Here is a 15,374-nt window from a genome sequence, read left to right as displayed (position 1 = left end):
GGCGCCGGTTGCGGGCAAAGCGCGTTGCTGATGGTGAGTGGGCCCTCCGGACAGACGATGACGCACCTCGACCGATTGGAGGCCGAGAGCATTTTCATCATGCGTGAGACGGTCGCGGAAGCGGCCAAGCCGGTCATGCTCTATTCGATCGGCAAGGACAGCGCGGTGATGCTGCACCTGGCCAAGAAGGCTTTTTTCCCGGGACCGCTGCCGTTCCCGCTTTTGCATGTCGATACGACCTGGAAGTTCCGCGACATGTACGCGCTACGCGACAAGGTGGCCGCCGACCCGGCCGTCGATCTGCTGGTATACCGCAACCCTGAGGCAGAAGCGCAGGGCATCAACCCGTTTGACCACGGGCCGCTGCATACGGACATGTGGAAGACGGAAGGGCTGAAGCAGGCGCTCGACAAATATGGCTTCGATGCGGCCTTCGGCGGTGCCCGGCGCGACGAGGAGAAAAGCCGCGCGAAGGAGCGGGTGTTCAGCTTCCGCGACCGCAACCATCGCTGGGACCCGAAGCGGCAACGGCCGGAGCTGTGGTCGCTCTATAATGTCCGCAAGAACAAAGGCGAAAGCATCCGCGTCTTTCCACTGTCCAACTGGACCGAGCTCGACGTGTGGCAGTATATTTTGCGGGAGGGGATCGAGATCGTGCCCCTGTACTTCGCCAAAGAGCGCCCGACCGTCGAGCGCGACGGCGCAATCCTGATGATCGACGACGAGCGCTTCCGGCTCGACGGCGACGAGGCGGTGATGCGCAAGGTGCGGTTCCGCACGCTCGGCTGCTATCCGCTTTCGGGGGCGATCGAGAGCGATGCGGTGACCGTCGAGGACATCGTCGCGGAAATGCTCGTGTCGAGCACGTCCGAGCGGCAAGGTCGCGTCATTGACCGCGACGGCGGCAGCGCGAGCATGGAGAAGAAGAAGCAGGAGGGCTACTTTTGAACGCCTTTGTCGACGTCCGAGCTTGGCTTGCCGAGCAGGAACGCAAGGAGCTGCTGCGCTTCATCACCTGCGGCAGCGTCGATGACGGCAAGTCGACGCTGATCGGCAGGCTGCTCTACGAGAGCAAGCAGATCTTCGACGACCAGCTGGCGGCGCTGGAAAGCGACAGCAAGAGGCACGGGACGCAAGGCGAAAAGATCGATTTCGCGCTGCTGGTCGACGGACTGTCGGCGGAACGCGAGCAGGGCATCACCATTGACGTCGCCTACCGCTTCTTTTCGAGCAATCGCCGCAAGTTCATCGTCGCCGATACGCCTGGCCATGAGCAGTATACGCGCAACATGGTCACCGGCGCGTCGACGGCGGACCTGGCAGTGCTGCTGGTGGATGCGCGCAAGGGCGTGCTGACGCAGACGCGGCGGCATTCATACCTGGCCAAGCTAGTCGGCATCCGCCGCTTCGTGCTGGCCGTGAACAAGATGGACCTAGTCGATTACGACCGGCAAGTGTTCGACGCGATCGTCGCCGATTATCGCGCATTCGCCGGCGGCATCGGCATCGAAAATTGGGCCGCGATCCCGGTGTCGGGCCTGGAAGGCGATAACGTCATCACGCGGGGCGGTGCGACGACATGGTACGAGGGACCGACCCTCCTCGAACATCTAGACACGGTGCCGCTCGACGCGGATGCCGACGCAGGCAAGCCGATGCGCCTGCCGGTTCAGTGGGTAAACCGGCCGGACCAACATTTCCGCGGTTTCGCGGGGCAACTCGCGACCGGGCGCGTGCGACCCGGGGACGAGGTGCGAGTGCTGCCGTCAGGCCGAACGACGCGGATCGACCGCGTGGCGACGGCCGACGGCGACCTCGATGAAGCGCAGGCGGGGCAATCGGTCACGCTGACCTTTGCCGATGAGGTCGATTGCTCGCGCGGCGATGTGATCGCGGCAGCAGGCGATCCGCCGCAAGCCGCCGACCAGTTCGAAGCGACGATTGTGTGGATGGACGAGACCGAGCTTCTGCCCGGCCGTGGCTACTGGCTCAAGCTCGGCACGCAGACGGTGACCGCGACCGTCCAACAGCCGAAATATGAGATCAACGTCAATTCGCTGGAGCATCTGGCGGCGCCGACGCTCGGGCTGAACGGCATCGGCGTCGCCGAGATTGCAACCGACCGCGAACTGGTGTTCGAGCCCTATGCGGTCGAGGGCGCGAGCCCCAACCGGGCGCTTGGCGGCTTCATCCTGATCGACAAGCTGACTAATGCGACGGTGGCGTGCGGGATGTTGCATTTCGCACTGCGGCGGTCCCTCAACATTCATCGCCAGCATCTCGATGTCAGTCGGGAGACGCATGCGGCGCTGAAGGGTCAGAATCCTGCCGTGCTGTGGTTCACCGGCCTGTCGGGTGCGGGCAAGTCGACCATCGCCAACATCGTCGAGCAGAAGCTGGTGGCGCGCGGGCGGCACACCTTCCTGCTGGACGGCGACAATATTCGCCATGGCCTGAACCGCGACCTCGGTTTCACCGAGACCGACCGCATCGAGAATATCCGACGCGTCGGCGAGGTCGCGCGGTTGATGACCGATGCCGGCCTGATCGTGCTGACAGCCTTCATCTCGCCGTTCCGCGCGGAGCGGCACATGGTGCGGCGGATGGTGCCCGAAGGCGAGTTCTTCGAAATTTATGTCGACACGCCGCTGGCCGAGGCTGAGAAGCGCGACGTCAAAGGTCTCTACGCCAAGGCGCGCGCTGGCGAGCTCAAGAATTTCACCGGCATCGACAGTCCCTACGAGCCGCCCGAAGCGCCGGAATTCCACATCGACACGACTGCGATGACGGCCGACGAAGCGGCTGACGTCATCGTCAACGAGCTATTGAAGCGGTCCTAGCCTACCAGGTGTAGGCGACGCCGAGGGCGCCGGTCCACTGGCTGGCGCTGCCCCGGTCGTTGACGATCGGAGAGCGGCGGAAGTCGCCGACCAAGTGCGAATATTGCCCGAGGCCAAACAACGAGAAGCCGTGCAGCAGGTCGCCCGACAGCGACTGGTTGACGAGCAGGCCCGCCTTCCAGTTCTTCATCCCGCCACTGGCGTTGAAGGGCGGGAGCACGCCGCCGGTGCGGACGGAATCCGCAGGCGTGACGCTGAAGTAGTAGTCGGCAAACTTATTGCTGACGAACTCGGCGCCAATGTTGGCTCCCACGTAGGTCGTGCGCGACAGCGGGGTCGAGAATTCCACGTTCGGGCTGAACGTCGTCGACTGGTGGGCATTGCCGAAGTCGTGGAGCACGTCGACGTGGAAGGACAGCGTGTCGTACGGATTGGTCAGTCCATGCAGGCTGACACCGACGAATCCGCCCCCTTCAAATGCCGTGTTCCGCTTCGGGAGGAGCTTGACGACGTTGTCGTCGATGTTCCGCCGGCTGTTCAGGCGGACGCCGACGATTGGCCCGGCGTCGAACTGGAGCTTCGCATTGCGCGGAACGACATCGACGAACAGGTAGGTGCCGCGCGTGTTGAAGGAGATTCCGCTGATCTGGCCGCGCACCGCCGCCGCCGGGATGAACCGGTAATCGTTGGAGCCTTCATAGTCGGGCGTGATCGCCGCACCGCCGGCGACGGTCACGGTATCTCTGCCCACCAGTTGCTCAGGACTTGGCAGAGGTCCGGCCGTCGGCGTCGACTGGGCGAGGACCGGCGATCCGATGCAAGCCGCGGCGACCACGGCGAAGTAAAAGCGCATGAATTTCCCCCGTTCTTGCGAGCTTATATGACAGAGGTCAGCTTTTTCGAAAAGCCAACGCCGCAGAGGAACGGATTGCGGGGCGTTTAGTCGCCCGAGCCCGGCTCGGGCGTGAAATATTTTTCGTACTTGCCTTCTTGGCCCTTGAACTCGTCGGCGTCGGCAGGGCTGTCCTTCTTGCGCGTGATGTTGGGCCAGCCCGCCGAGAAGTTTGCGTTGAGCTCCAGCCATTGCTCCTGGCCGCTCTCGGTGTCGGGGAGAATGGCTTCGGCCGGGCATTCCGGCTCGCACACGCCGCAGTCGATGCATTCGTTGGGATTGATGACCAGCATCACTTCACCCTCGTAGAAACAATCCACCGGGCAGACTTCGACGCAGTCCATATATTTGCATTTGATGCAGGCGTCGGTGACGACGTAGGTCATTGGTAAATCGCTCCCTCTTGGCGTCGTTCGCTAAGAGGCCGCGCTGGCCTCGTCAATTCCAACTTCCTCGTAACAGGCTCGCGCTTCGGGAGGCGGACCGCGCCGGCCGGGCAAGGCGAGCACGCGCAGGACGCGGACTTGGTCACGCAACGGAAGCGCGATGACGCTGCCGACGCGGATCTCCTCGCTGGGTTTTTCGACCCTTTTGCCGTCGATACGCGTGCGACCTTCGGCGATGATCGCCTGGGCGAGGGTGCGGCTCTTCGCCAGGCGGATGCAGTGGAGGTAGCGGTCGATCCTCACTTGCGGCGGAGCTTCTCCAACTCGGCGAAAGCGTGCGATGCGGTGCCGCGGCGATCGTCGCGCGGCGGACGGCGTCCGCGCCACTTCCACGCCTCCCCGGCCCTCGTGAAGCCGACTTCGTCCATCAGGCGCGCGATGGCCTCGGCGGAAAGGCCGACGGAGGTGGCGAGGTCGACATCAACCGGATTGTCGCCGCCGGCTGAGCGCACCTTGCGCGCATGGCTAGCAAGGCGGTCGGCGAGATCGACGCGGACCCATTCGCGACCGACGCGACGGTAGGCGAGCGCGGCGCCGCGCGCGTCGGCTTCGCCGCTGAGGGTGGCGGCGCCCGCGACGGGAAGCCTCGGCATGGTCTGCCCCGTGCGGACGGCGAGCAAGGCAGCGCGCCAGAATTGAGCGGCGGGCTTCAAAAGCGGATCGACGAAGACGTCGAGCGGGCCGAGGCGGACGCGCAGGCGATGAAGCGCCTGGCGATCGGTCTGTTCGAGATTGGCGATGGCGCTGAGCACCGACTTGCGCGGCAGTACGCCGCCAGCATCGGCGAGCATGGCGGCGAGCGCGCGGACGCCCGGTGCATTGCCGGCATCGGTCGCGGCGGCGAAGAGTGTCTTGAGAGGCCGGAGGTGGTGCTCGACCTGGGCGTCGATCCACCGCTCGAGGCGCGAGCGGAGCGCTGCGCGGCTTGGGGCCGAAAGTCGGTCCAGAGGTCGGGCGGTGCGGACGGCGGGCTCGAGCAGCGAGCGTCCAGGCGCGAGGCGGGCCAGCACATGCTCTTGCCAGGCGATGGCGAGTCCGCCGCTGTCCTCGACGATCAGCGAAAAGATGTGGTCTGGCGCGTCGACCAGCTCGCGGGCGCGGCGGTCGAGCTCGTCGCCGAGGCGGCGTTCGGCGGCCGCGAGCAGCAGGCGCTTGTCGGCGAGCTTGGCGGACGGATCGACGCGGAACTCGAAGCCGCTGAGATGGCCGATGGGCTCTGGCCCGACGCTGACCTCGCCATCGGCGGCAACGGTGACGGGCAGCGCATCGGCACCCCGCGCGCCGATGTCGCGGACGAGAACGGCAGTGCGGCGGTCGACGAAGCGCTGGGTCAGCCGTTCGTGCAAGGCGTCGCTGAGGCGCGCTTCGACTTCGCGCGTCCGCTCAGCCCATTTGGCCGGCTCTTTCAGCCAGTCCTGCCGATGCGCGATATAGGCCCAGCTACGAACACCCGCGAGGCGGTCGGCGAGCGCCTCGATGTCGCCACTCATATTGTCGAGCCGCCCGACCTCCGCCGCAAACCATTCGTGCGGCACGTGGCCGCCTTCCCCGATGTAGCTGAACAGGCGGCGGACCATTCGCGAATGGTGCATCGGACCGACCCTGCGGAAATCGGGTAGGCCGCAGACGGCCCATAGCCGGCGAGCCTGCGCTGCCTTGCGGGCGGCCATGGAGGGATCTTCGGCGATGAGCTTAAGCACCGCGAGGTCAATCGCTTCCGGCGCGGGAAGGAGGATCGGGTCGTCACTCTTCGCTTCGAGGCTTCGGATCAGTGATTTGACGTCGGTGAAGTTCAGCTGCGCGTTGCGCCAGTAGACGCTGTCGAGAGGGCGGAAGCGATGCTCCTCGATCGCGATGATCTCTTCCTCGCTGAAACCGCCGGTCTCCTCAGTCAGGCCAAGGGTGCCGAAGGTGCCATCCTTTTGGTGGCGGCCTGCGCGCCCTGCGATTTGCGCCATTTCCGGGATCGTGAGGCGACGGTCGCGGCGGCCATCGAACTTTTCGAGGCCCGCGAAGGCGACATGGGTGACGTCCATGTTGAGGCCCATGCCGATGGCGTCCGTGGCGACGAGATAGTCGACCTCGCCGCGCTGGAACATCGCGACCTGCGCGTTGCGGGTGGCCGGAGATAGGGCGCCCATGACGACCGCCGCGCCGCCCTTGAAGCGGCGCAGCATCTCGGCGAGCGCGTAGACCTGCTCGGCTGAGAAGGCGACGATGGCGGATCGAGGTGGCAGCCGCGACAGCTTGACGCTGCCCGAATAGCGCAGGGTCGAGAAGCGCGGGCGGCTGACGATCTCGGCGTCGGGAAGAAGCTCGCGGATGATCGGGCGCAACGTGTTTGAGCCGAGGATAAGCGTCTCCTCGCGGCCGCGGGCGCGAAGCATGCGATCGGTGAAGACGTGGCCTCGCTCCGGATCCGCGCTGAGCTGGGCCTCGTCGATCGCGGCAAAGGCAAAGTCGCGCTTCTCCTCGCCTTCGTTTCCGACCGGCATGCTCTCGGCCGTGCATAGGAAATAGCGCGCTTGCGGCGGGACGATTCGCTCTTCGCCGGTCAGCAAAGCGACCTGCTTCTCGCCTTTGATGGCGACGACGCGGTCGTAGACCTCGCGGGCGAGCAAGCGCAGCGGGAAGCCGATGACGCCCGACGAGTGGCCGCACATCCGCTCGATCGCCAAGTAGGTCTTGCCGGTGTTCGTGGGTCCCAGGATCGCCCGGACCGGTGCGTCGGATCGGCGCGCCATCATCTTGAATGTGGCAGCGTTTTTGCCGCGCGCAAGGTTCCGTTCGTCGCCTTTTTAAGAGGGTTTTAACCTCGTTTCAGCAGACCGGGTCTGTGTTGATGCCCGTAGACCATGCAGCCACCTTCGGAAGGCGCGCCCAAGCGCGTGCTTTCCCGAGGTTTTCGCTGTCTTTCCGAAGCTGGAAAAGTGCGGGCGCGCTTGCGCTGTTGTGCAGCGGCGTCGCCTGGGCGTCGCTTCCACGGATCGGCTCGATGCCGAACGAGGATCAACGGCAATGGCAGGCCCTCGGGATCGCTCCGCTTTCGAGTGGTGGCGCGACTGGTATGCGCATGGCGGCGAGCGACTCGGTCGAGCCGCTGACGTTCGTCGAGAAGCGCGCGGTGCCGGTCGAGGTTGCGGCGCCGGAAGCGCCTAAGGCTGCGACGATAAGCAACAATCCCCTGCGAATCCGCGGCCGCGTCGGCGACGGGCTTTATTGGTCGCTCCGCGCTGCTGGAGCTTCGCCGCAGGTTGCCGCGCAATATCTTGCGGCGCTCGCGACCCAGATCGACGTTGGCGCGGTGGCGCCGAGTGCGGGCTTCGACATGGTACTCGGGCCGGGCGCGAACCTGCTTTACGCGGGGCTGAGTCGCGCGGGGGAGCATGACCTGCAGCTCGTCAAATGGAGCGCGAACGGTCGCACCGACTGGATCGACGCCGCCGATGCCGGCCAGCCACAGCAGGCCTCGGCGGGCACGGTTTGGCCGGTCAGCGGCGGGCACATCACTTCCTATTTCGGCTATCGCTATCACCCGATCCTGCACTTCACCCGGCTTCACGCCGGCGTGGACATCGGCGCGAGCTGGGGCAGCCCGATCGTCGCCGCCGCCGACGGCCAGATCGTGGCCGCGGGCTGGGCCGGCGGATATGGCCGGCAGGTGCGAATCGCCCATCCTGGCGGGATTGTCACCAGCTACAGCCACATGAGCGAGATCGTCGCCCAGCCGGGGACCGTCGTCCACGCCGGACAGCTGATTGGCTATGTCGGATCGAGCGGCCTGTCGACCGGTCCGCACGTTCACTACGAAGTGCTGCGCGGCGGAACACCGGTCAACCCGCTGTCGATCCGCTTCGCCAGTGTGCAGGTTGCCGACACGGGCGTCGTGAATGCCGTTAAGGCGCGCCTGAAGGCGCTGCTCAGCGTGGGTTTGAAGCGGGCCTGATCGTCAGATCGCGTGTGCGAGCGAGCGCCTGCTGCGCCGGAGCGCGAGTCCCATTGCAGCGAAGCCGATGAGCATTGCGAGCCATGTTGCCGGTTCGGGTACTGATGCGACCGCGCTCAGCTTAACCGAATAGGCGTTGTCGCCAGTGATGTCGGGCGTGTCGTCTATGAGGTTCTGACCGTCGACGGCGTAGCCCAGAAGTCGGCCTGTCGTATCCGGAAACGCCTGGTCGCCAGAGAGAGTATTCTCCATGCCATGGATGAATTGGAAGCGGGCTTCACCCGTCGACGCGTCGATGATCAAGGCGATGAGCGGCACCGGCGGGAAGCCCTGGTCTAGCGTCGGATCAAGCCAGGTGATGATGAACAAGTCACTGCCGAAGGTCGGTTGAGCGAGGCTGAAGTTGAGGCTGCCCGGTGCGACGTTGCCTACTTGAACCTCGCCGAAGGGCCCGGGCACGCCACTTGGGCCAGGCTCATACAGGGGCGCGATCAGGGGAATTCCGAGCGTCCTGAGGTCTGTGCTTGCGGTTACCGTGTCAGGCAGAGGGCTGCCAAATGAAACGATGCCCCGATCGTAGATGTAAGCGTTTGCCAGTACACCGCCAGACAGGTTCGTTGCGGTCGGATCGCATGTGGAGCCACCAATGGTGCATGGCGTGATGGAAGAAAGGGTCGGGAGGAACTCCGGAGCGTCGATGACGATTCCGCGCGCTTCCGCAGGCGTTGAACTTAGGAGGGAAAGGGCAATGCCCATTGAAACTGCAAGCGCACACTTCATCACATCTTCCTCTGCGACTCGGTTAACGGTTTATTAACAGAGGTTGGAGGTTTAATCAGCAGGGGTTCGAATGATCGTCGCGAATTATTATCGCGCCACCCCACTCAAACGTTCTTTCGCTTTGTAACCGTACATCGACTGCACCGGCCATCGCTGAAGCACGATGGGGGTGCTTGAACGTAGGAGCGGCTCCGCTTCCGCCTTCCTTTTTTGCCGAAGCAGGCAGGCACCTTTAGTATTGGTCACCCACGCTGATCGCCAATCGTCCTCGGGGTATTGGGACTTCATGAGCGGCCCGGCGCGTTCCAAGAGGTCGGAAGCTTTTGGATAATCCCCCTGTGCGCAACGCAGATCGGCAAGGTCAGTCATGATAGGGGCAATGAGGCGGTTATTATGGATTTCCGCAGCTTTCAGCGCCCGCTCGAACAATTCTCCTGCTTGCTTCCGCTGTCCCAGCCCGGCCTTCGCAAGCGCGAGGTTTGAAAAGACAAAGGCGAGGTCGTCATGGGTGTCGTTGCGTTGGGCTAGGTAGATCTTCGCGCTGCGGGAGAGAAGCCCTTGCGCCTGCGCGAACTTGCGCTGTTCAAGCAGCACGCGCGCCAGATTGTTCAACTGAATTGCTATGTCCGGATGCTCCGGTCCGACGATCTGCTCATTGATCGCCAGCGCCTGCCGCCAATAGCGCTCCGCCGCTGCCGGATCCTTCTGAAGATACGCCGCCGTGCCGAGATTGTTCAGGTCCTCTGAGACCTTCGGGTGCAGCTTGCCGTGCGTGGCCAGCCGGATGGCAAGCGCCTTGTCGTAGTTAGACCGGCTTGCGGCAAGGTTACCTGCATATTGAGTGACGAGACCGGCAGACTCGTAATCGCGCGCGACGGACGGGGATCTCTCACCGTCGTGCTGCTTGTCCCACAGCAGCGCCTTGCCGATGAGCGGTAAGGCCTCCTTGTCGCGCTCGAGACCGCTCAGCGCTTCGCCCTTGCCGACAAGCAGCCCGGAGTAGAGCGACGAATCCTGCAATTCTTCAGGGTGAGGTAGCAACTGCAGCGCACGACTGTACGTCGCAACGGCCCCGTCGTAATCGGCCTGTAGCGTCCGTGAGGCGGCAAGCACGCCAAGTTGGCGCGCGCGGGTTTCTTGCCTCGATACGTTCAGCGACAGCGATCGGCGGATGAGGTCATCCGCCCGGTGGTACGAACCGAGGCCCATGTAGACCTCGCTCAGCGTGCTGATGAGTTCCGCCTTCACGTCCGGTTCGTTGTTGAGCTGACCTTGTATCTCGCGGGCGCCGCGGTCGAGGACCTCCAGGGCGGTGATAGACTGCCCCTTTGATTCCGACGGGTCCGACACCTGGAACAGGCCCTTGACGAAGTCGGTCGTGCGCTGGGCGGTGATCGTTTTCTGCCGCGCCAGGTCTCGTTCGCGAACGGCGTCGGCGCGGGAGATGAACGCGAAGACGGCGAGGCCGCTCATCAGGAGGAAGCCGAGGCTCGCCGCAGCGGCGAGGGTCAGCAGCTGTTTCTGCCGGCGCGCGTGGTCGCGCTGGCGGAGTTCGTCGTAGCGAACTCCGATGACTCCGGCGACCAGCTTGAGGAAGGCAGCACGCTTGCCGTCGCCGCTTTTGCGGGCATCGGCGGCGAGCGGCTCAGCGCCGAATTGCAGCAGTGCCGGTGGGAAGATCTCGTTTGCCGGACGCGGCGGCCCCTCTGGAGTGTCGGCCTCGGAAACGATGAGGCACTGGATTCGGTCGCGGCGGCCCAGCCGGGTGAACTCGCGAACTTCTTCGTTAACCCAGTGCGATTTGGCTCCGTTGCTGGAGCAGACGACGATCAGGCTGTCGGCCTGTTCGAGCGCGCTTTTTACGGAGCCGGCAAGGTTCGTGGAAGCGGCCAGCTCTTCGCGATCCTGGAATACCGGAGGAAGCCGGCGTCCAAGCGGTCCAATTGGACTATCGCGTCCGATCAGCGCCTTCGGCAGCCGATAGCGCTCAAGCTCGCGATGCAGCCACGCGGCCCAGCCACGGTCGCGATGATTGTAGCTGATGAACGCCGAGTATCGCATCCGTGGCCCCTCGCGTCACGTGCGCGCAGCAACGGTAGAAGATGTCGGCCTTTCTACTGCGAATCAATGAAGAACGAAGCAGGCGGCGTTCCGGCCGGGCGCGTGGCCTAGCGCCCGTGACCCCGCCAGCGCTTGATGGTGCGCTGGATGATGCCAGCTTCGTCGCCGGTTTCGCGCCACAGGCGGGCGAAGCTTGGGTCGGACGAGGCCGGGCGCTTCTCGGGCTCGAGATCGTCGAAGCGGACGCGGATGGGAATCGCGACACCTTCGCCGCAGACGATGCATTCGCGATTGCGAAGCGCGGGGATGGCGTCGAGGAAGCCGCGCGCGCCTTCCGGCATGGCGGCGCGCACGCACGCCTGATCTCGTTCGTTGTTCAAGCGCATGGCGACGATGGTGCCGCACTGCGACAGCACGCCTTCGGCAAGGTCCGACGGACGCTGCGTGATCAGGCCCAGCGAGACGCCGTACTTACGGCCTTCCTTGGCAATACGTTCGAGGATTCGGCGGACGGCCTGGCCCTTCTCCGAACTTTCGTCCTTGGGCACGTAGCGATGCGCCTCTTCGCAGACGAGAAGCAGCGGACGCTGCGCCTCGGTGCGTGACCAGATCGCATAGTCGAAGACCATGCGGGCAAGCACCGAAACGACCACGGACGTGACTTCCGACGGAACGCCGGAGACGTCGACGATCGAGATCGGGCGGCCCTGGCTCGGCAGGCGGAACAGCTTGGCGATGAGGCCCGGCATCGAGTCCGACACCAGCATGCCGGAGAACATGAAGGTGTAGCGCGGATCGGCGCGAAGCTCGTCCAGCTTCGTCTTAAGGCGCTGGAATGGAAGCGTGTCGCCGGCGCGATCGAGTTTGCCCATCTCGTTGACGAGAATCGTGTTGAGATCGGCGAGCAGGTACGGGATCGGGCTGTCGACGGTAACCTTGCCGTACTGGCTAACGTCCTTACCCTTGGTGCGCGCGGCAAGAAGGCACTTTGCGAGAATGTCGGCGTCACGCTGGCGCTCGGCGCCATGCGTGGTGAGGATGACTTCACAATGTTCGTCGAAGTTCATCAGCCAATAAGGCAACTGGAGATTGTCGACGTTGAAGATCTCGCCGCAATTCTTGAACGCGGCCGAATATTCGCCGTGGGGGTCGATCATCACGATGTGACCCTCAGGACTTAGCTGCGAGATGCGGTGAAGGATCAGCGCGACCGAGGTCGATTTACCGGTGCCGGTCGATCCGAGGATCGCGAAATGCTTTGACAGCATCGGGTCGACGTAAAGCGCGCCACGGATGTCGTCGGTCGGATAGACGGTGCCGATTTCCACGTGCGGTTCATCGCTGGCCGCGAAAACGGCGCGAAGGTCTTCGGTCGAAACCGGAAGCACGGCAGAGCTTGGGATAGGGTAACGGGTCACGCCGCGGCGGAAGTTGCCCATCGAGCCGTTGGCGGCCTTGGTGCCTTCGCCGAGGAAGTCGATCTGCGCCAGCACTTCGCCCTTGTCGCCTTCGCGCATGGTGCGGACGTTGGCGATCAGCCAGTTGTTTCCGACGACCATCTTCACCTGGCTGCCGACCTGTCCCGACATGGCGATCGACGGGTCGGCGTGGCTCTGCAGCGCGGCCAACATCTGCGGTTCCATGCGAATCTGGGAGCCGGAGCCGGCAATTTCGACCACCTGGCCGATCGGGGCCAGTGCGGCTTGCGCGGCAGCCGTCGGCGCGACAGGCTGCTCCTCCTGGAAGTTGCTGACTTCGTTAAGGAATTCGCGCAGGTTTGGGCGATCGTCCATAGCCGTTCAACTAGTCCTTATTCAAAGGGACACACTCTTGCCGAACGGCTTACGGGGGAGCGGTTAATATTGGCTTAGTCGCGCTCGTTAGACGCGGGCCGCTAAACGCGGCGGCGGAAGGCGGCCGCGGCGGCCCAGCCGAGGAAAAGCGACATGCCGACCGCGGTTAATCCGTAGAGCAAGCGATGCCGGCGGGCCGCTAGCGCGACGTAGCGCTCGAACCCCGACTTGTTGATCTCGATGTCGCGGGTTGCCGCGGCGATCACCTTGTGGCGCTCGATCAGGAAGGTTTCGGCGGTGTATGTGCCGACAGGCACCTGGCTCGGGATGGTGATTGTGGCGCGGTAGAGGACGCCATTGGTGATCTCGACGCCGCGCGGACTCTCGGAGAAGAGGTTCGCGCGGCGGCGAAGGTCGAGCAGACCGGCCTCGAAGCGGCGTTCCTTCTCCGGCAGCGCCCCGCCGCCGGGCGACAGCTGGAGGTTGTGTACGCCGAGCTCATAGATCGCAGCGGTGCGTTCATCGACGAGGTCGGTCAGCGGTCGCGACGATGCGACCGCGTAGAAGGACGGCGCGGACCGGAACCGATTGGAATCGTCGTTCATCCAGATGCCCGCAATCTTCTTCTTTTCGCGGACGAGTATCGGCTGCACGGGCCCGCGGAGAACGACGACGATGTCCGTCCGGTGGTCGGGCGACCGGCCGCCGGGATAAACCACGGCGCCAAACAGCAGCAGCTGCGCACCGGTGAAGCTGTAGCGGATTTGCACGTTGCGCGCGGAAATGTCCGGAACGAGCACGGGCTTGTCGGCGGCGATCAGCAGCGGCGTCAGGAGGACCAGAAGCAATGAGGCGGCGCGGACCTTCACAGATATTCGACCGAAAAAATCTCGTCCGGACGCCAGAACAGGCCGAGGAACATGCGCAGCGCGACGAGCAGGATAATGATGGCGAGCGCGAGCCGGAGCAGGTCAGGTTTCATCCGGGTGGTCAGGATGGCGCCATATTGGGCACCGACGACGCCGCCGACCAGGAGCAGGCCCGCGAGGACGATGTCGACGGCGCGGGTGGTCAGCGCATGGACCATCGTGGTCGCCGCGCTCACGACCAGGATCATGACAAGGCTTGTGCCGATTACCACGCGCGCCGGCATGCCAAGCAGATAGATCATCGCCGGAACCAAGATGAAGCCGCCGCCAATGCCGAGAAAGACGGTCAGAACGCCGGCGAGGAAGCCGAGCGCGAGCGGCGCGACGGGTGAGATATAGATGCCGGAACTGTAGAAGCGCCACCGAAGTGGCAGCGAGGCGACCCAGCGATTGTGCCGCTGTGGCTTTGTCGCAGCCTTGGTGGGAATGACGCCCAAAGTCGTCAGCGAATCCTTGAGCATCAATGCGCCGATCGAGCCGAGGATGGCGACGTACATCAGGCCAATCGCGACATCGATCCGCCCTGTTGATTGGAGGAAGCGGAACAGCGCAGCGCCGACGAATGAGCCCATCAGGCCGCCGGTGATCATCACGCCGCCCATCTTCATGTCGACACCGCCACGGCGCATGTGGACCATGACGCCCGACACGCTTGCGCCGGTGATCTGCGTCGTGGCCGAAGCGACCGCCACAGTCGGCGGGATGCCGTAAAAGATAAGGATCGGCGTAGTCAGGAACCCGCCGCCGACGCCGAACATGCCCGACAGCAGCCCGACCAGAAAGCCGAGGATGACGATCAGCAGCGCGTTGACCGACTGGCCCGCGATCGGAAGGTATATGTCCATGCCTTGGCAGGAGGACTAGCCGCAAAATGCGGCACGGGCCAAGTTACGGCTGACTAGAAATCCGTGGCGAGCGTGAGCGCGGGCCCGGAGCCCGGTTGCGCGTTTCCAGCAGGGCGCTAGTCGAGGTGGACGCGAACGTTCTTGCGGGCGGCGACTGTGACGCGCGGTCCCGCGTCGATGCAATAGAGCTCCCTGAAGGCGAATCAAACGCAAACCCGAGCCGGCCGGACAATACATACGCCGAAGTAAACGACGAGTTCGGATGGTTGATGAGCCATTTTGGATGATTGCAGGGGCGTGGTGCGCGCCGCCATTCCGCGCTAGCCAACAAGCGTGAGATGGCTTTGCGCGATTGTACTGATGCTCATTCCGGTGGCGGCGAGTGCTCGCGGCACGGTCGTTTATGCCGGCGGCGGGTGGGCGGCGGTGGATCGCGGTGAGGTGTGCGAGGCGCTGGTGCGCTCGGACAAGATTGCGGCGGCGGGCAAGGTGCAGGCCACGGCGGGGCTCGCTTTCACGCCTGACCGCCGGCGCTGGGGCGAATTCCATGCGCGGCTGAGCCGGGTGTCTCGCGCGGGGTCGACGGCGGTGCTGCATGTCGGACAGCAACCTTTCCTGCTCGTCGTGCGCGGCGACCTCGCGTGGAGCCGTGGGCCGGCTCAAGAGCAGGCGATCGTCGAGGCGCTCCGCGGTGGCGGCTACATGAAGGTCGAGGCGCGCGACCAAGGCGGAGTGCGCTTCATCGATCCCTATGTGCTCGACGGAGCGGCGACTGCGATCGATGCGGCGGCGGCACGCTGTGCGCTACGCGCGTCTGGCAAAATCCAGTAATCTTACCTAGA

General features: G+C 64.4%; 13 protein-coding genes. 4 read left to right on the top strand and 9 right to left on the bottom strand.

Annotated elements, in window-relative coordinates; translation table 11 throughout:
- The first annotated feature begins 30 nt into the window (after positions 1 to 30).
- Both cysD and cysN read left to right on the top strand, forming a co-directional pair.
- On the top strand, positions 31 to 948 hold the full coding sequence (cysD, locus tag ABD704_RS08575; RefSeq protein ID WP_344699264.1) for a sulfate adenylyltransferase subunit CysD: 918 nt from the start codon (positions 31 to 33) through the stop codon (positions 946 to 948).
- The gene (gene cysN / locus ABD704_RS08570; protein WP_344699263.1) at positions 945 to 2,840 is read left to right on the top strand and encodes a sulfate adenylyltransferase subunit CysN; all 1,896 of its coding nucleotides are present in this window, start codon (positions 945 to 947) and stop codon (positions 2,838 to 2,840) included. Before cysD ends, cysN begins: the two co-directional genes overlap by 4 nt.
- A 1-nt stretch (position 2,841) precedes the next feature.
- Here the strand turns inward: cysN and ABD704_RS08565 are convergent, their stop codons facing one another.
- The 4 genes from ABD704_RS08565 to ABD704_RS08550 all read right to left on the bottom strand — a co-directional run bounded on the left by ABD704_RS08565 (position 2,842) and on the right by ABD704_RS08550 (position 6,922).
- A complete protein-coding gene (locus ABD704_RS08565; protein ID WP_344699262.1) occupies positions 2,842 to 3,693 on the bottom strand; it encodes a MipA/OmpV family protein in 852 nt (283 codons plus the stop codon).
- Between the two features lie 86 nt (positions 3,694 to 3,779).
- Positions 3,780 to 4,118: a ferredoxin FdxA gene (fdxA, locus tag ABD704_RS08560; RefSeq protein ID WP_344699261.1), complete on the bottom strand. Its 339-nt coding sequence runs from the start codon at positions 4,116 to 4,118 to the stop codon at positions 3,780 to 3,782.
- 30 nt (positions 4,119 to 4,148) lie between these two features.
- A complete protein-coding gene (locus ABD704_RS08555; protein WP_344699260.1) occupies positions 4,149 to 4,421 on the bottom strand; it encodes an RNA-binding S4 domain-containing protein in 273 nt (90 codons plus the stop codon).
- Positions 4,418 to 6,922 (bottom strand): helicase-related protein, encoded by a 2,505-nt coding sequence (locus tag ABD704_RS08550; protein WP_344699259.1) that lies wholly within the window; start codon positions 6,920 to 6,922, stop codon positions 4,418 to 4,420. The genes ABD704_RS08555 and ABD704_RS08550 overlap by 4 nt, the downstream gene beginning before the upstream one ends.
- A 206-nt stretch (positions 6,923 to 7,128) precedes the next feature.
- Between ABD704_RS08550 and ABD704_RS08545 the strand changes: the two genes are divergently transcribed.
- Entirely contained in the window at positions 7,129 to 8,124 is a 996-nt protein-coding gene (locus ABD704_RS08545; RefSeq protein ID WP_344699258.1) for a M23 family metallopeptidase, read from the top strand.
- Positions 8,125 to 8,127: 3 nt separating this feature from the next.
- Here the strand turns inward: ABD704_RS08545 and ABD704_RS08540 are convergent, their stop codons facing one another.
- From ABD704_RS08540 to ABD704_RS08520, 5 genes are all read right to left on the bottom strand, one after another.
- The gene (locus ABD704_RS08540) at positions 8,128 to 8,904 is read right to left on the bottom strand and encodes a PEPxxWA-CTERM sorting domain-containing protein (protein WP_344699257.1); all 777 of its coding nucleotides are present in this window, start codon (positions 8,902 to 8,904) and stop codon (positions 8,128 to 8,130) included.
- Between the two features lie 87 nt (positions 8,905 to 8,991).
- Positions 8,992 to 10,965, bottom strand: a complete 1,974-nt coding sequence (locus ABD704_RS08535; protein ID WP_344699256.1) for a tetratricopeptide repeat protein — start codon at positions 10,963 to 10,965, stop codon at positions 8,992 to 8,994.
- A gap of 107 nt (positions 10,966 to 11,072) precedes the next feature.
- On the bottom strand, positions 11,073 to 12,758 hold the full coding sequence (locus ABD704_RS08530; RefSeq protein WP_344699255.1) for an ATP-binding protein: 1,686 nt from the start codon (positions 12,756 to 12,758) through the stop codon (positions 11,073 to 11,075).
- Between the two features lie 101 nt (positions 12,759 to 12,859).
- Positions 12,860 to 13,627: a TIGR02186 family protein gene (locus tag ABD704_RS08525; RefSeq protein ID WP_344699254.1), complete on the bottom strand. Its 768-nt coding sequence runs from the start codon at positions 13,625 to 13,627 to the stop codon at positions 12,860 to 12,862.
- Positions 13,624 to 14,532: a sulfite exporter TauE/SafE family protein gene (locus ABD704_RS08520; RefSeq protein WP_344699253.1), complete on the bottom strand. Its 909-nt coding sequence runs from the start codon at positions 14,530 to 14,532 to the stop codon at positions 13,624 to 13,626. Before ABD704_RS08520 ends, ABD704_RS08525 begins: the two co-directional genes overlap by 4 nt.
- Positions 14,533 to 14,892: 360 nt before the next feature.
- On the opposite strand from ABD704_RS08520, the gene ABD704_RS08515 reads away from it, so the two are divergent.
- Positions 14,893 to 15,363 (top strand): hypothetical protein, encoded by a 471-nt coding sequence (locus ABD704_RS08515; protein WP_344699252.1) that lies wholly within the window; start codon positions 14,893 to 14,895, stop codon positions 15,361 to 15,363.
- The last annotated feature ends 11 nt before the right edge of the window (positions 15,364 to 15,374 follow it).

It is taken from the genome of Sphingomonas limnosediminicola, assembly GCF_039537965.1.
In the GTDB taxonomy this organism is placed as follows: domain Bacteria; phylum Pseudomonadota; class Alphaproteobacteria; order Sphingomonadales; family Sphingomonadaceae; genus Sphingomicrobium; species Sphingomicrobium limnosediminicola.
The sequence above is the reverse complement of the archived record's forward strand: the minus strand, read 5'-3'. Positions and strand labels throughout refer to the sequence as shown.